Below are 23,474 nucleotides of genomic sequence, written 5' to 3' on the forward strand. Positions count from 1 at the left end.
TACAGTTATGGAAACCCTAATTAGATTTAAAAAGAGAGAAGAGCTCATCGATGCTCCTCTCTCTTTTTTATTTACTTAAGATTACTATTCAAATTGCTTATTGCATCTTTAAGCTGACTTTTAAATTATAAACTTTAATTTCCATACTTCTTTACAAGCCGATAAATGAAAAAAGTATATGTTCCTTCAAAATTAAGTTATAAAAGAGTTATGTTTTCCTGTAACATATTATTCATCCTTCTATTCACAGACAGTACGCTTCCACACTAAATAAAATCTCTCCGTAAACGTCCAATAGCTCTAAAATATACAAATATTGAAGAATATGAAAAAAACACTCTTATGAGTGCCCTTCTTAGCAACTAAGTCCGCTGCAACTATTATCATTACCCCGATGAATTTTGCCTGTAAGAGGAAATTTTAAGTTCATATTTAATTATTAAAATAAACCGCACCAAAGTTTTCATTAAATCTTTTACACCAAACAGAAACCGAACCATATTCACTTACATCTATCCCTTCAGGAATTTCGTAGTTTTGGTCTCCTTTATTTCCCTTTAATTTTCCTAATTCAATATACTGATAGTTTTTCACGTCTTCATTATTTTTCAAACGATTTGTAGGAACTAATACAACTCGTACATCTGGCCCATTAGATGTTGCAAAATCAGAAAGTCGTAAAACACGTTTTCCATCCGCTAATTGGTAAATTTTTGCCGTTCCAGTTGTTTCATGGACACCGTTTTGAAACTGACCTTCCCTTATTACTCGATCACTTTGTTGCCTTACTTCAGTTGATTGTATCTCTGCTTGTGGCAATGATTCATTTACGTGCTTATCAATAAATAATTTCTCTGGTCGGAACAATGACCATAAAATCCCCAATACAATTATCAAACCACCTATAAGCCATACATATTTTCTTTTCATAAAGTAAAAAACCTCCTGTAACATACTGTGTAGTAGTATGTTAACAAGAAGGTCTTTCATTTTTCTAACGTAAATGTTACAAAAGTCTTTCAGCCGTCTTATTTTTTTACTGATGTGATGGGAAGAGTGAACCAAAATTCACTTCCCTGCTTACCATCTGCGCGATTCCTTACACCAATTTCCCCTTTGTGCATTTCAATCAATGATTTTGCAATAGCTAATCCAAGTCCGGAACCTCCAGATTGTGAACTTCTTGATCGATCTGTTCTAAAAAAACGTTCAAATACGCGTAATTGATCATTTGGAGAAATTCCCATTCCTTCATCCCGCAAAGTGAATTGGACCTGTTGAGTTGGTTTATTTTCCACTACAGTCAATTCAATTGTTCCAGAGATAGGAGAATATCGAATTGCATTATGTAATAAATTACCTATGACCCTTTCTATTTTACAAGGCATAATCAAAAGTCGAGGTAATGTATCAGGGACATCCAATTGCACATGAATTTGTTTGTCTCCTAATAAGACAGAATGTGACTCTAATACATCTAATAGAACTTTATCTAAATGTGTGAAACTTGGATGAAAATCTACTTGCTCAAACTCTAACTTTGAAAGATCAAATAAGTCGTTAATTAATCCATTTAATCTTTCTATTTCTTTTAAAACCGTTGCTAAGTATTGCTTTTTCATTTCAGGATCTTCAATCAGGTTATCTTGTAATGCTTCTATCATCATTTGCATGCTAGTCATAGGTGTTCGTAAGTCGTGTGAGATATTGGTAATTAGCTCCTTACGAGAGTTTTCCTGTTCCTCTAACTTAGTAAACCCTTCTTCTAATTTTTTTGCCATCTGTTGAAAGGCTGTTGCCAATTCTTTAAACTCACGTGGTTCTTGCCCAATTATATACATCGTTTCAAAGTGTCTATCACTAAATTGTTTCGTCAATTTTATTAAATTTTGTATAGATCTCATGATAGGACGTGTCATTAACCAATAAATAAACGTTGAAATAATGAATGCCACAAATGCAATTACTGTTAATAACCGCGTTTGTTCCGGTTCAAGTAACATTTTCGTATCACTATACCATATAGCAATTACCATAATACTAGTACTTAATAGATTCATGAGTAACAATTGAATACGTAATCTCATGTTTCATTTCCTCCATTTGGCTCAAAGCGATATCCTATACCCCAAACCGTATGAATCCAACGATTCTTTATCGTATGCTTCTCGAGTTTTTCACGTAAACGACTCACTAACACGGTAACTGTGTTTGATGCTCCTTCATGTCCAAAATCCCAAATTAATTCAAGAAGCTGCGAGCGAGAAAATACTTGTTTTGGATGCTTTGCCATGAGATAAAGTACCTCAAACTCTTTCACCGTTAACTCCACTTCCTTATTACAAACAAGTACATATCTTGTCTTTGGATATATTTTTAAATCTGGAAACTCTATCACTTCCAATAAGGATTCTTTCGCTTGTATTTGTACATGGCTTCCTCTTCTTAGTATAATTTGAACCCTTAATACTAATTCACGAGGGGAAAATGGCTTTGTTAAATAATCATCTGCCCCCATTGTTAAGCCTAAAATTCGATCCCTTTCCTCTCCCTTAGCAGTTAACATAATAATAGGGACATTTGATTGTTGACGAATTTCCTCGCATAATTCCCATCCATCTTTTTTTGGCATCATCAAATCTAATATAATTAAATCTGGTTGATGTGTAAGAAATAAATCCCAACCTTCTTTACCATTTACAGCGGTATAAACTTCATATTCTTCTCTTTCTAAATACCGTTTGCATACTTCTCGAATATTTTCTTCATCTTCTACGATTAAAATTCTTTTCTTCATATACTATCCTCACTTCTTTTTCACCAATAACAAAAAATTTATTTTTTCTATTACCCAATAAAAATATCTTTATAGGTAAAGATATAAAAACTAATCACATAAATAAATCAGAATTCCACATTTCACCCTCGAAACGAATGAAAATTCGGAAAATAAATCATGTAATACAGATAGTAATCTTAACATTTGATTACTTATATGACTAGATAAGTATTTAAAATAGTAGTTTCTAAATTATATAAATTAAAAGGAATGAGTCCGATTCACCATCGAACTCATTCCTTATTAGTAACCTAAATTATTGTATCTAACTTTTCGGATTCAATTCATTTCCAGTTCTCTTTCCAAACTTAGCAACAGAACTGTTACCTATTACTGAACTCTTGATAGATTCCATGCTATAGTATCAGTCCCATTCTCTCCATTACCATATTTCATATAATCGATTAAATATCCTACCTTTAACTTATTACCATTAGATAGTATGTTCCATTGCTTATGGTGTCCAGTGAAATTCTTTGGATATGCATGATTAAATTTAAAAGTACTTGCGTTCTGTTTTTGATCTAAATGGATATAACTATCTTGAAGTTTTAAATATGCATAATCTGAATAAATAGGATTTTGAAATTTAATTAATACCTCTTCATCCTTTTTAATTGGTTTTCCAGGTTTAGGTTGACCTACTCTTTCAATAATTACATTCACTTTTTCATCGCTAGATTTTTCAGCCCAAAGATACTCCCATTTATTCCCTGCATGATGACTTCCTAAATAAGCTGTATTTCCATATGAAGCCACGGTATAAGGAACTCCTTCTGTAACAAATTCACCTGAATTATCTACTACATAATCTTCAAATTCTTTATTAGCTTTAATTTCAGTATCAATCTTTTGTGTAGGCGTTAGATTGTGTGCGTCATTGATTTCAAATGTAACTTTTCTGTGCGCAGCAATTTCAGATTTAATAGGGTGTATATTTTCTCTAGACTCATATGTAAATCCATTTTCACGTTTAACCAGTGTTACTGTTTGTGACGGAGCATTCCATTTCTTACTATAAGTAGTAGGAATATCTTTACTCACTCCAAATAAACCAGGTAAAATTGTTGCCCTAATCTTTTGCGTCACAGAATCATAACTACCTTCTACTAATGTTGGTTGCTGTAGCTTTGCAAAAGCTCCGTGTACAGAGTCTTTATGTAAATAACCGCGATCTCCCTGTCCCGCTTTTAAATCGTTCAATGCATCAGTTCCATTATTAGCTGAAACCACTGATACGTTATTAGTACTTTTAGCCTTGTTTACAATATGATTTACTTTTTTCGTATCTATATTTACCTGTTGAAAAACTTCGTTATAGGATAAAACTGGCTTATCAGCAAGAGATTTGTCTTTAGGAGTATATACCCTAAACTTTGGTATATTTCCTATATCTGTTTCTAATTGTTCAGTAACTGCATTTACTCTAGACTCATATCTCCCTGAATCCCCCAAATGCATAATTTCTTCACCTTTTTCAATAGATAAATCCATTGTACTTGTAGGTAAAACTTCAATCGAAAGAAGTTCCCCTTGTTCAACAGCTTTCAATTCATCCAAAGATAAGACAATATTCGCATCTGCTTGTCCTTCTAAACTGTCAATTACTACTTCTGTTTTATTCCGTCCACCTTTTTCTGTACTTAAATAGTTTGCTTTATAACGATCTTGTGTTGCCTTTACAGTATTAATAATTTTGTTTCCTAAACGAATATTAAAATGAGGCGAAACATTTTCAGCGGATGCTGTTCCTACATTCTTATATTCCAAATGTACCCGTAATTTTGCTGCGTTCGCTGTGTCCACAGTTGTTGCAGTAGACCAATCAAAATTATTTGTATAACTCTCCGTTTCCGTAGTTGTTTTTGAATATCCGTATCCCACATTTGCTGAAACACTTCCGGAAGGAACAGGACCGGCTGCTGAGCCTTCTACACCACCTGAACCACTTAAACCTACATTAAATGAATGTTGTGTAGATACACTTTTTTCCCATCCTCTACTAACTGATCCGCCATTATTATCCGTAATGGTTGCAATAGGAATTACTTCAATTCGTTTGACACCAATTTGCAAATTCGGCATGTTGGCAACTATCGGATTGAAATTAGTATCAGAATCGTTGTTATAATTCTCAACCTCATACATATCAGTAAAAGGATCACCATCCGTATTTGCATTCATAGGATTCGATATAAATTTTGGTTTCCCTTTATCCTTCTCGGGATCCCATGCTTTCGCTTCATTTTTTCCAGTTTGTGAATTGAATTCAATTTTATATCCATTAATCTCTAAGTCGTTGGAAATACCATCTTTATCCCAATCGTTGTTTGCCATTTCAATGTTTTGTGTAATGAGTGAACCTATTTCCCCATCAGATCCGAGCGTGAAATTCTTATCTTCTTTTTTTACATTTGCATTCTCTTTGAATATTTCAACTGTACCTCCTGGATTCGGTTGTTTTACATCTGCTAAAGCAGGAGATGCTAAAGTCAGTGCCATCGATACACTACCTAATACACTAATTGCTGGCTTCAATTGTTTCATTGTTATTTTTCCTCCTTGGTTTCTAGGTCCATTAGAACACCTACTAGTAAGATTAATTTCATCATATATAACAAATCTTTCTTTTCTCTCTCATAACTGTTAAAAAAGTCTCTCGTAAATATTACAAAACACTTACAGAGTTTTTAAAAGCCATAAAATCTATATATGAAACATCAAAAAGCCGTAATATGAAGAATCGATTACAATATATACAAAAAAGCAGCTAGCCAAAGCTAACTGCTCACTAACTTATAAAATTTCAGTAAAAGAATGTATTAATTTTGAAGTGTGCAAATTGGGAGAGTGACTTCAACTATAGTCCCCTTATTCACTTCACTCTCAATAAATACCTTCCCCTGGTGTGTTTCAATAATTTTATAACAGACCATTAATCCTAAGCCGATTCCCTCTTCCTTAATACTGTAAAAAGGTTCTCCTAAATATGGTATACGTTCTTTTGGAATCCCACATCCTTGATCGATAAAGCGAATCCTTATTTGATTATTATCAAGTTTATCAAATTGAATCAAAATTTCTCCTCCTGTTGGCATGGATTCAATTGCATTTTTTATAATATTAACAAATACTTGTTTTAATTGATTTCCTTCACATGGAATCAGTGGAATACCAGGTGTAAAATCAATTCTAATTTTTATATTATTCATCATTGCTTGAGGTTGCAGTAGCATTAAAACTTGATCCATTAGCACACTAATATCATTAGGTTGTATCTTTACCACCTGTGGTTTGGCTACCGCCATAAATTCATTAGTAATACTTTCTATACGCTCAATCTCTGATGATACTATATTTATATAACCCCGATTATTCTCAGTTTCCGTTGATTTTAGTAATTGCATAAACCCTTTCATTGCGGTTAATGGATTATTAATTTCATGAGCCATTGCAGTCGCTAATTGTCCTACGACAGCAAGTTTTTCAGATTTCCGTAGTAATTCTTCTGTTTTTAGCCGTTCAGTGATATCACGAGAAATACTTAGGAAAACTTTTTTACCATTTAAGTTAAAAACACGGACACTAAACTCAGTTGTTATTATTTTTCCTGTTGGAAAAACATATTCATCTTGCAAAGTGAAGGAAGTTTGTCCCTCTCTAATTCTTTTTAACAACCTTACAATCATTTTAGAATCTTGTGGTACTACATTTGGAAATGGTAACGAGAGCAGCTCTTCTCTACTATATCCAAATCTTTTACAACCAACAGGGTTTACCTCAATGAATCGACTTGGAACATGATTTTCATTCAGCTCTACTACATATACTGCATCAGTTGCTTGTTCGATTAGTGCACGGTACTTCATTTCACTATCTTTTAATTGTTGGTGTAATCGATGTCGTTCTCTTTCTGCTTGTTTTCTTTCAGAGATGTCTCTACATATTGCAGATAAAGCTAACACATTTCCTCTTACGTCTAGTATAGGAGAAACTGTCAGACTGACATCAAGAAGACTTCCATCGTTACGTCGTCTAACAGTTTCTAATCTAGTAACTACGGATTCTTTCGTTAGAATTTTCTGAATATTTCCAAGTGATTCTTCCATTAAGAAATCTGGTACACAGGGTAATCTCTTACCTATGATTTCTTGTAATGACCATCCAAATATCTTTTCATAAGCTTTATTTGCTTGTAAAATATGCCCTTCTCGATCAGAAATGGTAATAGCATCTACATTATGCTTTATAAATGATTCTAGTAATTCTTTGGTAGCTCTTAATTCTGATTCTACCTTTTTCCTTTCGGTTATATCGACTATAGAACCAACAACTTCCATAACTTGTCCATTTCGTTTAATCGGCCTAAGTGCAATAAGAATAATCGTTTTATCATCTGGCCAGGGTAATTCGAATATATTTTCTTTCCCTTCCCATGCCTGAAGATAATACTTCATCAATTGTGGAACTAAATGTGGTGGAACAATAGAAGCATCAATAGTCCGTAAGCTTTTCCCTACCACCTGTTCAGAATAAAATCCTTTTTGATAATAAAACTGTCCATCACATAAAGTGTGTATAAAGTGCTTACCCACTTTTTTAAATTTAAAAATCCCTCCTTGAAGCTCATGTACGGTATCTGTGAGTTCTTGCTTGGATTTTTTTAATTCCCGATTCATTTTAGATAAGTCCTGTGTTAAATAATATAATCTCTGGTAGGCTTCCATAAGAAATAGCCCAATTAAAAGCCCTAAAGCTATATATAATAAGCCTCCAGTGTAAAGTAACTTAGTATTAAAGAATACACCAACTAACCACTTTATTCCAACAAAAACAGAAAAATATAAAGATGCACTTTTAAAAGGATGAAGGTTTTTAAAATATGTTTTAAAAGTAACAAATAGGATACCCAAACCTAAATAAGCAATCACAGGAGGTTCCCAGTAACCTCCAATGTAAAAGATACGCATGATAATAATGCTAATTAATGTAATCCAACCAGCAATGCGACCAAAGTAAATAAAAGATAAAATAAGAGGAACAACTCGAAGATCGTAGGAAAATCCCATGTATGGAAAAGAAAAGAGCATCAAAGTAACTGCAATAATCCCTCCATAGAATTTTTCGAAATATCGCCTGGAATGAATCAAAAACACTTGAATAAATATCGCTGCGCTAACTAATAAAGAAAAAATAGAAAGATTGATGAAATAGTCTTTAATAATCATGTAATGTCCCTCCTTGCATTAAAGATATATTCGACAAAAAAACAGAAAATCCTACAAATAGTACAAACAGTTCAGGTGTAAAAAATATAATTCCCTACATGACAGTACATGTAAATAGTATCATATTGATTCAAATCGAAAACCAGGGAATCTTCCATTTGAACCTTCAAACACCCCAAAAATAAGGTGTTTATTCTCTCTTTTTATTTAAATGTTATGTACAAAAAAACGTAGGAATATTTAATTCCTATGTTTTTTATAAATTAATCAATTCCTTCACTATTACAATTCTTCAAATTCCTCAATTTCGGCTTTTCGCTTTAAAAATATTGCAATATCTTTATTACAAGTTGCTCTTTTAATGTATTTGCAATCTTTTGGTTAAGCCATACACATAAAGCAACCAGCACCTTGATTCAATATTCACTTTTTTACTGTACAAATTCTTTTGCTTTAGCTAGGTGTTCTAGGAAATAAGGAGCCTTATGCCGTTCAATTTTTCACTTAACTTGGTGTCTAGTTTAGTGTACCATCCCCATGCCCATCAACTTAAGAAAATAGATTCACCCCAAAACGAAAAAATGAGCTTTTCTGTTAAAAGTTAGCACAAAATTTCGTTCTGGGGGTATTTGTTTTTCTTAGCTTGATAGCGATGTGTACCATCCCCAATTAATGCATTTTTTTGGGTTCAGTTCATTATATTTTCTACTTTGTCTTTATACACAACATATTCTTTCCCATCCACTACTACTACCACCGCAAATTCATCATTTGGATTGAATGAAAGCCAGTCAGCCCACATGCTTGTATTAGCACCTCCACTCCACATATGATGAACAGTGTTTTTAGTTAAATTCATAACTTTATAAGACGCATTTGGTGCATTTGTTCCAGTCTTTATTTCAAAAGTGTATGCGTTATGGATTTTTTTATAAAAGTAAAAAACGTTTGATGGACGAAGTAGATTCATAAAATCCTGTTCTTTCTTCTCTGCAATTTTTATGCCTTCTAGTAATGTGACAACATCTGTTCTTAATGTTTTCCAACTATCTTTAGCTGAATTCAAGTTAGGCTTTAAAAATTTATATCTATTTTGATCAGCTTTTTCATCAGCTTTATCAATATGCCCCAGTACGCCCGAATATTGAGAGTCTAAATCATCCCATTGTGTGGACATATAAGTAAGAGCAGTAATAGCACTATCAATCGTACTATGCATATCGCTAATATTATGAAATGCAACTCCGACTACACGATTTAATGTAATTTTATAATCAACAGTTTTACGTAATTCTGCTAAAGCAGGCTCTAATCGACCTAAATTATCTCTAGCAGTACCTATCATTATGCCACCAGAAATAAGCGTGGGGATAAAAGGTATTTTCACCATTATTAATCCATCAGATTCTAATTTCTTATAATAGTTTACTTGTCCTAAAACTTCATCTAAACGCTTTTGATCAGTCTCCACATCAGCTCCTTGGTTTTTTAAAATCGATTGCAAGGTCTCTTTATGGCTTCCAAATACTCTAACATCTTCTCCAATAGCGTTTTTAAATTTAGTTAATTCTTCTATTAATGCTTTTGCAGACTTTTGGTTTCGTTGAATTCCCCCCCTTAAATCAGTAATCCCCTTTTTTAAAGTATCCCCATTTCCATTATTGATCGCCTCTACTAATGTTTCATAATAATTTTCAAACTTTGTATCGTATTCAATAATGCCGGTCAATGTATCTAAAAGCTGTTTTTTTACTTTTGTATTCCATGTAACAGCATGTGCTCTTGCATTCTTTTGATCCAGTACAATTTTACTAGGTAAATCTGCATACCCATTAATAGAAATTCCTTCAAAACTCACATCCGGATTATTAATTAGCAAATAAGAATATTCATTCATAGCTTTTGCAAATAACCCAGCATCTTGTACAGTTTTTTTCATCTTTTCTTCATTTGCTGAAAGAGACATATCTCCAGTGTTCGTTTGTTCAGTTTCAATTGCAAAGGTTGCTACTGGTGTGACTGCATAGGTAGTTGTCATAATTAAAAATGCTGATACAGCCAGTATTTTATAAGGTTTTTTTTTCATCTTTTCTTATTCCTCCTGTATAGAGTATGATTTCAAGTCCTATTCTTATTAAAAGACGATGTAGTTGCATAGATTCGATATTATTAAGCGAATCTATATAAACTGTCCCCTATTAATCGATTCTGTTACAAATTTTTAAAAACAAGTAAACTACATGGCTATCTTTTTATTTGGATAAAACTTATATATAAGTGAAAGGCGAAGTCTTTAATGAGACTCCGCCTTTTTAATATATAAGGATTTATTAATTATCGCTTTACTGTTTAACAGTGTAATCATAGACTCTCTATGTTATGGTTCACTTTGCAACAGAATTAATATTTCCCTATTTTTGTGGAGTAACAGTTTCCACTTTTAATTCCTTTATCCCTTCTTTTAATGTAACAGCATCTGTTCTTAATGTTTTCCAACTGTCTTTCGCTGCATTTAAATTAGGTTTTAAGAATTTAAATTTATTTTGATCCGCTTTTTGAGCTGCATTCTCAATATGCCCTAGAACGCCCGAATATTGAGAATCTAAATCATGCCACTGCGTGGACATATAAGTAAGAGCGTTAATAGCATCATCAAGTGCCTTGTGCATTTCATTAATATTACTATAAGCAACTCCAACTACGCGATTTAATGTTACTTTATAATCCACGGTCTGACGTAATTCTGCTAATAAAGGCTCTAACTTACCTAAATTATCTCTTGCTACTCCCACTATAATACCGCCAATTATCGGTAGACCCAAAATAGCACCCTTCATTACATTAAACCCATCAGATTCTAATTGTTTATAATAGTTTACTGATCCTAATACTTCTTCTAGACGCTTTTGATCGGCTTCAACATCTGCACCTTGGTTTTTTAAAATCGACTGCAAGAGATCTTTATTGCTTCCAAATGCTCTAACATCTTGTCCAATAGAGTCTCTTAATTTAGTTAATTCTTCTATTAGTTGTTGTGCAACCTTTTGATTTTGTTGAATTTCACCTCGTAAATCTGTAATCCCTTCTTTTAAAGTTTCTCCATCCCCTGTATTAATCGCCTCTACCATTGTTTCATAATAATTGTCAAATGTTGTGTCGTATTCAACAATGCCCGTCAATGTATCTAAAAGCTGTTTTTTTACTTTTGTATCCCAAGTAACAGCATGTGCTCTTGCATTCTTTTGATCTTGTACAATTCTACCAGGTAAATCCACATATCCATTAATAGTAATTCCTTCAAAGTTCACATCTGGATTTTTAATTAACATATAAGAATAGGCATTCATAGATTTTGCAAATAACCCGGCTTTTTGCAAGGTCTCTTTCATTCTCGCTTCATTTGCAGAAAGAGCCGTATCTCCATTGTTCGTTTGTTCAATTTCACTTGCAAAAGTTGCTACTGGTGAAACTACATTAGCGGTTGTAATAGTTAATAACGTCGATACAGCGAGTAATTTGTAAGGGATTTTTTTTATCATTTCATTTTCCTCCAATTTAGGTTTTAATTTTCAGTTCTATTCCTGTTTAAAAGCAATATCTTTTGAAATGAATTCTGCATCTTTATGAATATCATTCCAACTTTCTTTAGCAGCTTTTAAATCATCCGGTATTAAAGAGAATTTGTGGTCTTGCATAGAATCGATATTATCCAGTAAATCTGTATAATTTGCGCCCATTGTATTCCATTGCTTTTGAATATTTGTTAGAGATAATATCGCTTGATCTACAGTCTGATATAGATATGCCAATGTTTCTTTCGCGTTAGTAAGCGAAAGAACTGCTTGATTAGCACGATCTGCTTTCATACTTAATTCTCCGATTTTGTTAGAAATTTCGTTATAGGAGTCCATATGCTTAGATGCCGTGACACCCGCCGCAGTTCCTAGACCGATACCAGCTGCTCCAAGAGCTGAAAGTCCACCAACAACAGCTGGTGTTGCTGTACCACCAGTTACAACAATTACAACTGCTCCTCCAATAGCTGCAATAACTAAAATAGCTGCTCCCAATCCACCACCAATTGACCATGCTAATACATCATCAAAATGTTTTTTCTGAGTAGAACGAAGTTGCTCAATTTCAGTTTGAAGTTGCGGAATCGTTGCCTGTTGACCTGCTAATATTGCAGTTAATCCACCTTTCCCATCTGGACCACCAACATTATTTTTAAAATCTGTAGAATTTTGATATAGTTTCCCTTTGAAGTCTTGTAGCATCTTAATTACATCTGTAACCTCTTTTGAATTTGTATTAATTGTAGTAATTAAATCACTTATGCCCTCTTTTAGACCTGCCTTATCTTTCTTTTGTACAGTATCTACTAAAGTGTCGTAATAATTTTGAAATTGTTCATCGTAATTTACAATATTACGAGCTGTTTTTTGAATCTGTGGCTTCGCTTTATCTAACCAATAATTCGCATTGATTCGTGACAGTTCTTGATTAAGGTGAATATTTTTGAGCAACTCCCCTCCTTCTGATCCTAAATCGATATTAGATAAATTTACATTCGGTTGCTTAATCATTGTTTTTGCGTACAAATCCATTACAAGAATATGAGACCCTGTTTCAGCCAATGCTTTCTTCAGTCCCTCGGGACCTAAAGCATAATTGCCTACTTTTTGTTCTTGAGCGGTCGTTTCTTGTGCAAATGCATGAATAGTGTTACCAGTAGTAGCAGTTATAACCGTTGCCAGAGTGGCTAAAGTTAGCACTTTGAATGGGAATTTTTTCATAACTATTCTCCTTCTTTCGCTAGATTCTTATAATCTTTATAGTTTTTTCAAAAACGTAATATCAAAATTTATATACCTGTTCTTCAAGGTAACTTATTACATTTTTTAATTGTCTTAATGTATCTTTTTGAGACTGCTCGTTAGTTGCATCAACATTAGTAGATAATTTTGTAATGTTATTTTTTATTAGATCCAAATCTTCTTTATAGCGCTTTAGTAGGTCAAGTTCTACATCTACTTGGTTTGCAAACGTATGCAAATCATTTTGTGAAAGAAGAAGCATTGATTTTTGTAAATCTGCTATTGATAGTTTCGTTGTTAAATCATATATTTTTTGATTTTGTTTCTCTAAATCATCTAAATATGCTCGCTGTTCTGCTGTTAGTTTATTTACTTCAGCGAAGACACCAAGTGTTTTCTTAATCTTTTCAGTATCAATGGCTTTCATCAGGTCATATTCTTGCGTTTTTGTGGCTGCAGCTGCAGCTATTTCACCTTGTTTGCTTCGCTCAATTGCTTCACGAGCTGCTTTTTTGGCTGATTCAATTTCTAGAGCAGTTTTACCTTGCTCTTTCGCTTCTTGCGCTGCTTTTTTCTCTGCTTCTAGAATAGAGTTGTTAATTTCTTTTCCTTTGTTATACGCTGCCATCCCTGCTTGAGCAGCCGGTTCAATAATTTCTTTTGAAAGACTATAAACTTCTTTGAATATAGCAAATCCCTGCTCATTTAAAGCTCCTGGTATTAATGCAATTTGTTGTAAATCATTTTGAATTGCTTTCTTGGTATTTAATAATTCATTTTTTAACTGATCTATTTTCCCTGTTCCATCTGTACTTAGTATGCCTTGTGCTGTTGCCACATCAGTATCGAAATCTTTCAATTTTTTATCAAGCTGTAATTTAAGTTCTGTTAATTCATTAATTTGTCGTTGCGCATTTTCTTGATTCGTCATAGCCATTTCTTGAAGAACTTCAAGTCTATCCAAAAACCCTTCACTATCTTCTTTATTGTCTACATACGATTTTAATGTCGGGTAATAGCTATTAAATTTCGTTACAAATCCTTTACTTTTTGAATTTAATAGAATTAACTGTGGATAGAGTTCTGATGACCATTCCTTCATATCTTGTTTGATTAGGAATTGATTGGTATTTAAAGCTGGGACTTCCTCTAGCTGTACATTAGGACTCATTAAAGATTGATCAATATACGTTTGGATTAATTTAGATTGCGCACCTAATTTTCGTAATGATGAAGAAATATCCATGCTTTCCTGTTGAGTTTCTGCTTGAACGATTGGTGTTGCGAGAGTATTGATAGGAATAGTTGCTCCAGTTACAATGGATGTTATTAAAAATCCTGTCATTATTTTATTTTTCATTCCGTACACTCCTTTACCATTGTTTTTTATAACTCGATTCATATAACTTGTACGCCCTAGCGCTAGGCTCTCTCCTTGCACACGCATGAGGAAGGGGAAGTCTTTCGGATAGGGTGTTATCGTTATTATTTACTTCTAATAGGATCTAAAGATTTTACTTCCCTCTCATTTAGATACTCTATTTTTCAAATAGGAAACGATAAAAATTCATCAGCTATATTTGAATTAGCTGCCCAATGAGTAGTAAAATATTATTTCTCCCCTAGAGCTGCTAACTTACAGAGCCGTGAAGATAGATAAACTATTGCTTCTAGAGTTAATCCTGTCATGACCTTTTTTTAATATCAATTTCATAATATGGTTTTTAGTTTTGTCAGCAATAGCCTTACAAGACTACAAAAGATGAAATTATACTGTACATTGCTTATACTTTTATTGCGGAATAAATTCACTTTTGTTATGCAGTAACTTAAAACACTTTTATTACAAACTTGATCCTTTTGAGACTCTAGACCTCCTGATAAATTAACTGATTATTAAGAAAATTAAACTTAACATGATGTTACTTGCAACTTCACTATACTCCTATTAGCGTAATCTTCTCCTTTCTGTCTGGTCATACCAGTTATGTTGTTCATTAAAACATTAAATTTTCGATGCGTAAATAGCAAAATTTTGTCGATTGCGCCCGATAATTTAACTGTCAAGTAAAAAATCGTGTTGAAAATATTATACCAATATAATCAATTAGGAGTTTTATCTCTGTAATTGTAATGATTACAAATTAAAGTGTATACGGTTAATTAATAACTATTTTAGCTTAACCGTACAGTTTTATTTTTTTAAAAATACTTATAGAATAATTTAATAGGTTTACTTATACATTATCACCTTTATTTGGGTATGCATAATTGCATAAAATGTAGATATATCAAGTGATATATGTTATATTATTAAGTTTTATGGGAAAATTCCCGATATTTCTATTAATAAATACTTAATTTATCACGCTCTTTGATTTACCATATTATTCAAAAACATCTTTATATAGTCATAAAAAACCTCTGAAATACAATTCATCCCAACCACCTCAATACTTAACATGAAGATAATAAAATGGATTCTTATCGATCTGTTATAACAAGAAGTTTTAAAACATGAAAAGGCTGCAAAGCTTTCTTGAAAAAGCGCTTTGCAGCCTTCTGGTTTCTTGTTTTGCTTAGAAAAAAATGGTTTGTGTTTCCTTTCAAATTAACACCATGATATATATCCATTGCTCTTTACTTTTATATATGTTTCATGGACTCTTCAAGAGTCATTGGTTTGAGGTGAAATCAGATTCATTTGTCCAATTCAGAACCATACTGATGAACGCTACGCATAATAGTTGTATAAGAAATGGATAAACCCCGTTTCTCCATCATTTTCACCAAATTACGTACCCTTTCTAGAGTAATAGAAACAATATGCCCAAGTTTTAGAGATTACTTACACGTATATTAAAGTTTTTGTACAAGAAACAGATACAAAGCTTATATTACAGTATATTTTTCGCGATACTGTCTAGGAGTCATGTTTGTAATTTTTTTAAAAACCCTTATAAAATAACTTTGGTCATGAAAGTTAAGCGTAGTGCAAATATCTAATACTGGATATGTAGTTAGTGTTAATAATTTTTTTGCCTCTTCTATTCGTTCCCTTTGAATATATTCACTTAAAGGAATTCTCACTTCTTTTTTAAATAATTTAGATAAATAAGTAGGGGTAATCGCCAAATGATCAGCGAGTTTATTGAGAGATATTTCATTGTAAACATTTTTTCTAATATGATTCAGGCATGCAGTAATCGTTTTTGAATACTTTTGAGCATTGTATTCTTTCACACGATTTGCAAAAGTAAGTAAAGCGTCTCCTATCAATCGCTTTACAGAGTCTACGTTATCTAGTTGTTCCATGGTTTGTATATACAAAAGACTAAGAGAAAAAGCATTATCTGATGGAAGGTTACCATCTATCGCATATCGAGTAGCTAGAGTAATCGTAATAATTCCAAGAACCTTTTGGTTTCTGAGTGAATCTGCTGCTAAAACAATCCCATCACTTTCTTTTGGAATTGCATACATATATTGTAATAACTTTTCTTCATTTCCTTCTTTGATTGCTAAAAAATAATTATGTACTAATGCCATGTTGTGAATTTCAGGATTATTTTGTCGGCATTTTAAAATATATAAATCAGATTTCACAATTTTATAGGGAACTTCCTCTAGCAATTTATTTTTTTCTAAAACGATACCTACATCTAACTTTTCATTGAAAATCATGTAATGTAATAAGATTCCGATATCAATTAAAGTAGTTTTTTTAATCTCAGGTAGGCACTGATAATAGGCTAGTCTTTCTTGAATGTTATTATTTGAGTTAAATTCTTTTCGAATTTTAAAGGTTATATCACCTGAGCCCTTTGGATGTATAGTGGGACCGATTATAATAGTCCCTTTTATATAATCATGATTTGCTATATGAATTAGGACGAAATTTTCAAGATAACTGTTACATCTGAAAAGTGGGAAGTTATTGGGATCATTTTCTTGATAAATGTCACTAAGATGTTCTTCTCTAGAAGAATAAAATGGATTACAAACATCATCAGAAATAGAATGATATAAGATTTTTTTGTCTGTAGATAAAATATGAACAGGTACATTAAAGGCTTTATGTGCGAGATCACACAAGTGTTGTATGTCGATGGAATTATTCATTACCTTCTCCTTTTAATTAGATTAAATGATAAATTTTCACATTGTTCCATTATAGATTCATAAATTATTTGACGTCGGGTATAACTCACGACAAAATATTACTATAAAATATCGAAATAGTACAATTCACGACAAAATATCACTTTATAATACCAAAATAGTACAATTCACGACAAAATATCACTATATTTTTTGTGAGAATCATATATTATTTATTTGTAATTAGTATCTAAATATCGAAATAGATAGGAAAAGAGTGAAAGACACTTTATCTGCGTGGAAAGAAATAGATCTTTTTCTTGTAATTTTCTAAGCGACAGTGAAATGAGCGGAGATCGTTTCTTGATTCTACAAGATCAAATCATAGAATCCGATAAAACAGTGAAAAACCTACAAAATACAAATACAGAAATAGGGGATGAACTGGCGTATACGATTCGAACAAGAAATACGCTTCTTGCTAGTCTTGTGAAAAATCTAGCCATTGCGGATACATTTCCAGAAGGATTGTAATATGTCCCAGGCATATTACAGTTAGATGGCCAAACAGTGACATATGCTGTCGACACAGACAAGGGTGAATTTGATGCAGGAAAAGCAATCGGAAAATTTGAGGATGTGACAAATACAGAGTGGCATACAGTGGTATTCCATGCGAGAGGCAAGCTGGAAAAGAAATTCAAAATACAGCGAAAGTCACAGGAGAAACTGTACCACCGCAAGGACCCACAGCCAAAACTTCAATTCAATCACTTGGACAAATTGAGATTAAAAAAGTGGATGTTGCTGGTTCAAAAGTAAAACTGAAAAAATGCTGTGTTCCAAATTTTAGACAAAGATGGTAAAGAGAATGAGAAATTAACAACAGATGTAGATGGTAAGGCTATTTCGGAACCACTATGCTTCAGGAAGTACACAGTGGAAGGAATTCAAGCACCAAATGGATATATGTTATTTAGAAGATTCAATTGAGGTAGAGGTCTTATCATCAGTACAAAACATAAAAATAAAAAACACAAAAAACGAATGGAATATTCAAAATGCTGGCGGTATAGTGCCAATTATTTTTATCTAATTGGCACTATATTGATGGTCGCAACATTGGTTTTATTTTTCCGCAAAAGAGGAAGAAATGAATAGATTTCAAAATGAATAGAAATAGCAAATGAGACAAGACATATGAAAAAGATTTTTATATGTTGTTAATCTTTGTATTAACAGTCTCTATGCTACCCAGCTTTATTACCGCATCACATAACATATTATTAATTCTCTGAGTACAATGGTTGTTAATTAACAAAAAGCAACGCCTCTAATTAAGAGGTGCTGCAATATAAATCCAAAGTAAAAGTAGACATTAGACACTTAGTTTACAATAAATTGACCTCAAATTTGTTTATTCTATAACAAAAGAAATGTCACTTAGGAATTATTACTTTAAATCCATTTTTGTATTAGGCATTCTTTGTATGGCACTTTTTGTAGATAAATATATATGGCTACTTGAATCTTTCCCTTTATTTTTAATTAATAATCAGATTACCTATAAATGAAATTGTATTATATTAAATTGGCTTAAGTATTATGAACTTAAAATTACGAACAAAAACAAAAGGACGCTTAACCACCTTTTTATCTCTCGTATAGGATTTTTTTCAATCGACACTTATGGTATTACCCTGAGTAATCAAAAACTTTACAAAGGAATCTGAGAGGTCGTTTTTGGGATTCATGATCATTTTTTTGAATTTCATGTGAATAAAAGGAAAAAGCATTCATTTTTATTTGGATACTTTTTTACATCTTTAACTTAGTGTAATCTATATTGTCCTGTTAACTGTTCCTCAGCCATTCTTGAACATGATCTCTTGCAGTACGTTGATCAGTTGTTATTCCAGGTATAGCATTTACTTCAATGTCTGGTTGCTTTAATATGATTAGCCCATATCCTTGAATTAATGGCGTCTGTGATCCTAATGTCCTAATCGAATTTGATAACCTATTCATAGCAGCTTCATTTAGACTATTTGTTTGTTGTGAATAATTTGTCTTACTTTCTGCAAAAGTATTTACAGGTGAGAAGCAACTTGTAGATACTGCTGTAACTAATAACCCTGCGACTAACGGTTTATCATGGTAATTCCTCCTATTAATTGGTGTATTTTGATAAAATAGTTGGACTAAATTTTAAAGGTTTAATTGGTTCTGTTGCAACTTTACTAAACTTCTATTAGTGTGCCCTTCTCCTTTCTTTTTGGTCATACCAGTTGTGTTTATATTTAACTAGATTGTAAAAATTTTAGTATAATTTAATATCATTACTCACAATATTTCCTTTTATTTAGATATACAAAATTGCATATTTCTCTATAACAAAAAAATAACAACTAAAAACATTTCTAAAAAAACATGTCGTTATTTGTTGTTTTATATCATGAGATGTATAGCGTAATATAAAGATTTAATAAGGAGTGGTTTAATGTCAGTTCTAAAAAACAGTAAAATTGGTACGAAATTGAATGCATTAATGATTACAGCGAGTATTGCATGTATCATTTTATCCCTTATAGGGGGAATAGCATTAAAGAAAACAGACAAAAATGCTGAAAGTATGTATAACGACATGTTACTTCCAATTCAACGGGTAAAGACTCTAGAATCTAATTTCTATCATGCTAATGCTAATTTTATGGAACTTATGATAACAACAGATGAAAATAGAAACAAAGAGTTGGCAAACAATCTGTCTAAAGTACGTGAAGAAAATGACCAGTTAATAAAAGGTTTGGAATCAACGTTAAGCTCCCCACAAGAAAAGGAGTTTTTTGGAAATTTCAAAGTGAATTTCGGCGAGTTAAGACCGAAGATGAAAGAAGCACAAAATTTAGCAATGCAAAACAAAAACGAAGAGGCTTATACTTATTATTTAAAAGAAGTTGAGCCCGCTATGCAAAAATCAATAAAGTCTATTCAAGAACTCGCTGATTCTAATAGGAACCAAGCAGAACAATTACAGGAACGTAATGCTCACAGCGCCAAAACTGCAATGATGATATTTATTCTTATTTCAGTTATTGCGACTGCAATTATTATATGTATTGGATATGTCATTAAAACAGCTATTCAACGTCCGATTAATTTATTACAGCATGATATAAAACAAGTAGCAGATGGAAATTTAGTAATACGTACTTCCTATCAAGCAAATGATGAATTAGGAGCTATTGTTACTTCTTTTAATAACATGTTAGATAATTTACAACATTTAATTGAGAAAATACAAGTAACGACATACGAAGTTACCTCCTCTACTGACAGTATGTTGCAGAATACAAAACAGGCATCTAAAATATCTAACGAAGCTGTTCTAACAATTAATGAAGTAAATAAACAAATAGAAGGACAAGTTACTAATATTCATGAAAGTTCAACAGCAATGAATGACCTAACAAATGGAGTTCAATCAGTAGCTGAATCAGCATCAACTGTTGCTGAAGTATCTGTCGCTACAACAGATCGTGTAAATAATGGTAGTAAAGTAATCAAGCAATCTATTATTCAAATGAATAATGTGCATACAGTTGTTGAAGAAACATCTACGGTGATAGAACGTCTTATTATGCGCACACAACACATAGATAAAGCTTTAGACGCGATTACAAATATTGCGGAACAAACAAATCTTCTTGCTTTAAATGCTGCAATCGAAGCAGCACGTGCAGGAGAAAATGGAAAAGGATTTGCAGTTGTTGCAGCTGAAGTGAGAGATTTAGCTGAACAATCCAAGCAATCCGCAAATGAAATTAATGATTTAATTAAATCAATCCAGCAAGATACAAAAGATACTGTTCAAATCATGAGAAAAGGACACGAAGAAGCTACCCAAGGAAGAAATGCTGCTAATGAAGCAGACGAAGCCTTTTCAACAATCATGAAAGACATTCATAAGATAACGCGTCAAATCCAAGAAGTATCAGCTACAACAGAAGAAATGTCTGCTGGAACTGAAGAAATTAACGCTTCACTATCAGTAGTATCAGAAACTTCTACAAGAGTAGCGATAGATACAAATCAAACCGTACAAGCCATTCAAACGCAAGCATCAGCCATTACAGAAATAACAAATCAAGCCATGCAAATAAAGAATAAAAATACAGAATTAGAAGGATTAATTTCACGATTTAAAATTAAAGAATAAAAAATAAAAGTTAAAAACAATTACTTTAAGCTTGATTGACATGTGGTTTCGCCCCATCGCTAACAGGCTATAAAATCAACAAATCAAAATACCCCTAAAACGAAAAAGAGATGAAGACAATAATAAAAAAGCTTATCAAAAAGTACTAAAGGATAAGCTTTTTTGTCTATACTTATTGAATTTTATTGGATTTATTCCATGCCAATTTAATAATAAAATATTGAATACCAAACAAGATAGTAACAATATGAAACAGTTCGTAGATTCCCTGTATACAAAGAAGAGAGGACGTCCAGCTATGAAAAACACAAATACAATATCAAAATTAAATCATGAGATTGTTGAAGGGTCTATAGAGGCATTAAAAGAAGAAAATGAACGTTTGCGTATGGAAATTGATTATTTAAAGAAGTTAAAGGCCTTTGTTCAAAAAAAGAAGAAACTACAGAACAAGACAAAGCAAAAGTAATTCTTGCTAGGGCTTTTTCTATATATCTTTGTTTACTTGAGAAACGTAGATACGTTATAATAATCTCTTATTACATTTAAAGAGGTGCAAAAATGAATAAAACCGAATTAACAAAAATGGTAGCAGAAAAAGCAGAACTTACACAAAAAGATGCAGCTGTAGCAACACAAGCTGTATTAGATGCTATAACAAATGCGCTTGCAAATGAAGAGAAAGTACAAATTCTTGGTTTTGGTACATTTGAAGTACGTGAAAGATCTGCACGTACAGGACGTAATCCACAAACAGGTGAGGAAATGCAAATCGCTGCATCTAAAGTCCCTGCTTTTAAAGCTGGAAAAGAATTAAAAGCAGCAGTGAAATAATTATACATAGTGAAAAAGAATCTGATATTCATATCAGATTCTTTTTCTTTAGTAACATATTATACTTTCTTATCGTGTCTGTTTAGCCAGACTTTAGAAACTTCTTGTTCCCCAGATACTTCAGTCTTAATCTCGCCATCTTCTTTGTATATCCGTTCAATAATTGGTACCGTCACCATTTGTTTTTCTTTTTGTTTTCGAAAAGTATCCAAGTTGATAATAGTCATGTTGCACTCTCCTTTAATGATTTCTAAAGAAAAAGGCACCCGTATGAGTGCCCTTCCCCTAACTTGAACTACCATTTAGTTTTAAGAAACATCGCTTAAAGAAAATCGTATCATATTTGTTAATTTTTGAGAATGGGGGTCCTACCACATCGCTATCAAGCTAAGATTTTGTGGTACCCCCATAACGAAAAAACGGTATTTTTTCTATCTAGGATGTACATGTATCTTTTGAATAAAGTTTGATAAAAATGCTTTTTCTCCCATCCATAAAGAATAGTTTATATTCTTGATACTAGAAAATTGAATTTTTAAACTTGTACCTACAGTTACGTGAGGTAGTATGATCAAGGTAAACAGGTTTGAATAAAGAAGGGAGAATGTAAGATGAGTAATAATAAAAAATATTCAATTGGAGAATTTTCTGCTAAAACCGGGACGTCAATACGAACATTACATTATTATGATGAAATAGGGTTACTCAAAGCTGAAAAGCAACTTTCTTCTGGTCATCGGCAATACAATGACCAGGATGTCCTTACGTTGCAAAAAATAGTTAGTTTTAAATTTTTAGGCTATAGTTTGGAACAAATCGGTAAAATGATGAAGGAGTCTAGTTTTAATTCAAACTTAAATGACACATTACAAAAACAAAAAAAGGCTTTCGAGCAGAAAAAAGAACAAATTGAAACCACATTAAACGCTATTAATCGCACGATTGAATTAATAGCAGATGAAGGAGAAGTTGATAGTCCAGTTTTAATGAGTTTAATTAACAGCATGCAAATAGAGAAGGACCAACGACTATGGGTTGAACAACATATATCAAAAGATGTGGCTGATCAGTTATTTAACAAGCCTAAAGAAGAACTAGTGGCATTAGATAAAGAATTTATTCAGTTGTCTAAGGAAGTAAAAAGGTTGATGGGAAAATCGGTGCAGGATCCTGAGGTACAAGAGTTAGTAGATAAGCATATGAAGGCAACATTTGAATTTGTTGGTGAAGAAGCGATATACGCTATACAAGATTTAGAAGATCTAGAAAAAGAAAGGCTTGAAAATATGTTTTCCTCCCCATATACAAAAGAAGAGGAAGAATGGTTAAATCAAGCGATGGAGTATTATATGATTCAGAATGGTATGTATACTCCAAAGGTAGATTGAAAAATATAACAGTGCATTATGTTAGTTAGTGTTTCCTTTTTTATGGAT

The 23,474-nt window shown here is 32.4% G+C and carries 18 protein-coding genes and 2 pseudogenes; 7 read left to right on the top strand and 13 right to left on the bottom strand.

All coding sequences use genetic code 11. The features are described 5' to 3' along the window. Positions 1–432: 432 nt before the first annotated feature. The 11 genes and pseudogenes from DN408_RS23560 to DN408_RS23610 all read right to left on the bottom strand — a co-directional run bounded on the left by DN408_RS23560 (position 433) and on the right by DN408_RS23610 (position 17,006). The gene (locus tag DN408_RS23560; RefSeq protein WP_002017161.1) at positions 433–930 is read right to left on the bottom strand and encodes a DM13 domain-containing protein; all 498 of its coding nucleotides are present in this window, start codon (positions 928–930) and stop codon (positions 433–435) included. 98 nt (positions 931–1,028) lie between these two features. Continuing rightward, entirely contained in the window at positions 1,029–2,087 is a 1,059-nt protein-coding gene (locus DN408_RS23565; RefSeq protein ID WP_002128066.1) for a sensor histidine kinase, read from the bottom strand. Then, positions 2,084–2,797: a response regulator transcription factor gene (locus tag DN408_RS23570; RefSeq protein WP_002017159.1), complete on the bottom strand. Its 714-nt coding sequence runs from the start codon at positions 2,795–2,797 to the stop codon at positions 2,084–2,086. Before DN408_RS23570 ends, DN408_RS23565 begins: the two co-directional genes overlap by 4 nt. Before the next feature lie 372 nt (positions 2,798–3,169). Next, complete coding sequence (locus tag DN408_RS23575) at positions 3,170–5,386, bottom strand: binary toxin-like calcium binding domain-containing protein (protein WP_002185464.1); 2,217 nt, start codon at positions 5,384–5,386, stop codon at positions 3,170–3,172. 275 nt (positions 5,387–5,661) lie between these two features. Beyond that, the gene (locus DN408_RS23580; RefSeq protein WP_000584270.1) at positions 5,662–8,067 is read right to left on the bottom strand and encodes a PAS domain S-box protein; all 2,406 of its coding nucleotides are present in this window, start codon (positions 8,065–8,067) and stop codon (positions 5,662–5,664) included. Positions 8,068–8,755: 688 nt separating this feature from the next. Continuing rightward, a complete protein-coding gene (gene hblB, locus DN408_RS23585) occupies positions 8,756–10,153 on the bottom strand; it encodes a hemolysin BL regulatory component HblB (RefSeq protein ID WP_078178958.1) in 1,398 nt (465 codons plus the stop codon). A gap of 325 nt (positions 10,154–10,478) precedes the next feature. Beyond that, positions 10,479–11,606, bottom strand: coding sequence for a hemolysin BL binding component B (hblA, locus tag DN408_RS23590; protein WP_016127245.1), 1,128 nt, complete (start codon positions 11,604–11,606; stop codon positions 10,479–10,481). Positions 11,607–11,642: 36 nt separating this feature from the next. Next, positions 11,643–12,863: a hemolytic enterotoxin HBL lytic component L1 gene (hblD, locus tag DN408_RS23595; RefSeq protein ID WP_078178959.1), complete on the bottom strand. Its 1,221-nt coding sequence runs from the start codon at positions 12,861–12,863 to the stop codon at positions 11,643–11,645. Between the two features lie 61 nt (positions 12,864–12,924). After that, the gene (gene hblC / locus DN408_RS23600) at positions 12,925–14,244 is read right to left on the bottom strand and encodes a hemolysin BL lytic component L2 (protein ID WP_002128071.1); all 1,320 of its coding nucleotides are present in this window, start codon (positions 14,242–14,244) and stop codon (positions 12,925–12,927) included. Positions 14,245–15,355: 1,111 nt separating this feature from the next. Then, positions 15,356–15,683 (bottom strand): annotated as a pseudogene (locus DN408_RS32210) (DDE-type integrase/transposase/recombinase); the annotation flags it as partial. A gap of 93 nt (positions 15,684–15,776) precedes the next feature. Then, positions 15,777–17,006, bottom strand: coding sequence for a helix-turn-helix domain-containing protein (locus DN408_RS23610; RefSeq protein ID WP_002166960.1), 1,230 nt, complete (start codon positions 17,004–17,006; stop codon positions 15,777–15,779). A 342-nt stretch (positions 17,007–17,348) separates the two neighbouring features. On the opposite strand from DN408_RS23610, the gene DN408_RS23615 reads away from it, so the two are divergent. The 3 genes from DN408_RS23615 (at position 17,349) to DN408_RS32215 (ending at position 17,978) form a co-directional block, all read left to right on the top strand. After that, positions 17,349–17,519, top strand: coding sequence for a cell surface protein (locus DN408_RS23615; RefSeq protein ID WP_002166961.1), 171 nt, complete (start codon positions 17,349–17,351; stop codon positions 17,517–17,519). A 119-nt stretch (positions 17,520–17,638) separates the two neighbouring features. Then, entirely contained in the window at positions 17,639–17,851 is a 213-nt protein-coding gene (locus DN408_RS23620) for a hypothetical protein (RefSeq protein ID WP_002166962.1), read from the top strand. Further along, a complete protein-coding gene (locus DN408_RS32215) occupies positions 17,823–17,978 on the top strand; it encodes a SpaA isopeptide-forming pilin-related protein (RefSeq protein ID WP_232304723.1) in 156 nt (51 codons plus the stop codon). Before DN408_RS23620 ends, DN408_RS32215 begins: the two co-directional genes overlap by 29 nt. Positions 17,979–18,851: 873 nt before the next feature. Here the strand turns inward: DN408_RS32215 and DN408_RS23630 are convergent. Continuing rightward, positions 18,852–19,160: pseudogene (locus DN408_RS23630) on the bottom strand (HBL/NHE enterotoxin family protein); the annotation flags it as partial. A gap of 325 nt (positions 19,161–19,485) precedes the next feature. On the opposite strand from DN408_RS23630, the gene DN408_RS23635 reads away from it, so the two are divergent. The 3 genes from DN408_RS23635 to DN408_RS23640 all read left to right on the top strand — a co-directional run bounded on the left by DN408_RS23635 (position 19,486) and on the right by DN408_RS23640 (position 22,038). After that, positions 19,486–21,204: a methyl-accepting chemotaxis protein gene (locus DN408_RS23635; protein ID WP_147740416.1), complete on the top strand. Its 1,719-nt coding sequence runs from the start codon at positions 19,486–19,488 to the stop codon at positions 21,202–21,204. A gap of 298 nt (positions 21,205–21,502) precedes the next feature. Then, a complete protein-coding gene (locus DN408_RS31605) occupies positions 21,503–21,673 on the top strand; it encodes a hypothetical protein (protein ID WP_002166964.1) in 171 nt (56 codons plus the stop codon). Positions 21,674–21,765: 92 nt separating this feature from the next. Then, positions 21,766–22,038, top strand: a complete 273-nt coding sequence (locus DN408_RS23640; RefSeq protein WP_002166965.1) for an HU family DNA-binding protein — start codon at positions 21,766–21,768, stop codon at positions 22,036–22,038. Positions 22,039–22,097: 59 nt separating this feature from the next. Here DN408_RS23640 and DN408_RS31610 read toward each other — a convergent pair whose 3' ends face one another. Next, positions 22,098–22,265, bottom strand: a complete 168-nt coding sequence (locus DN408_RS31610) for a hypothetical protein (RefSeq protein ID WP_002166966.1) — start codon at positions 22,263–22,265, stop codon at positions 22,098–22,100. A 384-nt stretch (positions 22,266–22,649) separates the two neighbouring features. On the opposite strand from DN408_RS31610, the gene DN408_RS23645 reads away from it, so the two are divergent. Beyond that, positions 22,650–23,426: a MerR family transcriptional regulator gene (locus tag DN408_RS23645; protein ID WP_002166967.1), complete on the top strand. Its 777-nt coding sequence runs from the start codon at positions 22,650–22,652 to the stop codon at positions 23,424–23,426. Positions 23,427–23,474 lie beyond the last annotated feature (48 nt).

This window comes from Bacillus sp. AR13-1, assembly GCF_008042285.1.
Lineage (GTDB): Bacteria > Bacillota > Bacilli > Bacillales > Bacillaceae_G > Bacillus_A > Bacillus_A mycoides.

Coding starts and splice junctions, on each gene's coding strand:
- DN408_RS23560 (WP_002017161.1), bottom strand. CDS start 930: ATGAAAAGAAAATATGTATGGCTTATAGGTGGTTTGATAATTGTATTG.
- DN408_RS23565 (WP_002128066.1), bottom strand. CDS start 2,087: ATGAGATTACGTATTCAATTGTTACTCATGAATCTATTAAGTACTAGT.
- DN408_RS23570 (WP_002017159.1), bottom strand. CDS start 2,797: ATGAAGAAAAGAATTTTAATCGTAGAAGATGAAGAAAATATTCGAGAA.
- DN408_RS23575 (WP_002185464.1), bottom strand. CDS start 5,386: ATGAAACAATTGAAGCCAGCAATTAGTGTATTAGGTAGTGTATCGATG.
- DN408_RS23580 (WP_000584270.1), bottom strand. CDS start 8,067: ATGATTATTAAAGACTATTTCATCAATCTTTCTATTTTTTCTTTATTA.
- hblB (WP_078178958.1), bottom strand. CDS start 10,153: ATGAAAAAAAAACCTTATAAAATACTGGCTGTATCAGCATTTTTAATT.
- hblA (WP_016127245.1), bottom strand. CDS start 11,606: ATGATAAAAAAAATCCCTTACAAATTACTCGCTGTATCGACGTTATTA.
- hblD (WP_078178959.1), bottom strand. CDS start 12,863: ATGAAAAAATTCCCATTCAAAGTGCTAACTTTAGCCACTCTGGCAACG.
- hblC (WP_002128071.1), bottom strand. CDS start 14,244: ATGAAAAATAAAATAATGACAGGATTTTTAATAACATCCATTGTAACT.
- DN408_RS23610 (WP_002166960.1), bottom strand. CDS start 17,006: ATGAATAATTCCATCGACATACAACACTTGTGTGATCTCGCACATAAA.
- DN408_RS23635 (WP_147740416.1), top strand. CDS start 19,486: ATGTCAGTTCTAAAAAACAGTAAAATTGGTACGAAATTGAATGCATTA.
- DN408_RS31605 (WP_002166964.1), top strand. CDS start 21,503: ATGAAAAACACAAATACAATATCAAAATTAAATCATGAGATTGTTGAA.
- DN408_RS23640 (WP_002166965.1), top strand. CDS start 21,766: ATGAATAAAACCGAATTAACAAAAATGGTAGCAGAAAAAGCAGAACTT.
- DN408_RS31610 (WP_002166966.1), bottom strand. CDS start 22,265: ATGACTATTATCAACTTGGATACTTTTCGAAAACAAAAAGAAAAACAA.
- DN408_RS23645 (WP_002166967.1), top strand. CDS start 22,650: ATGAGTAATAATAAAAAATATTCAATTGGAGAATTTTCTGCTAAAACC.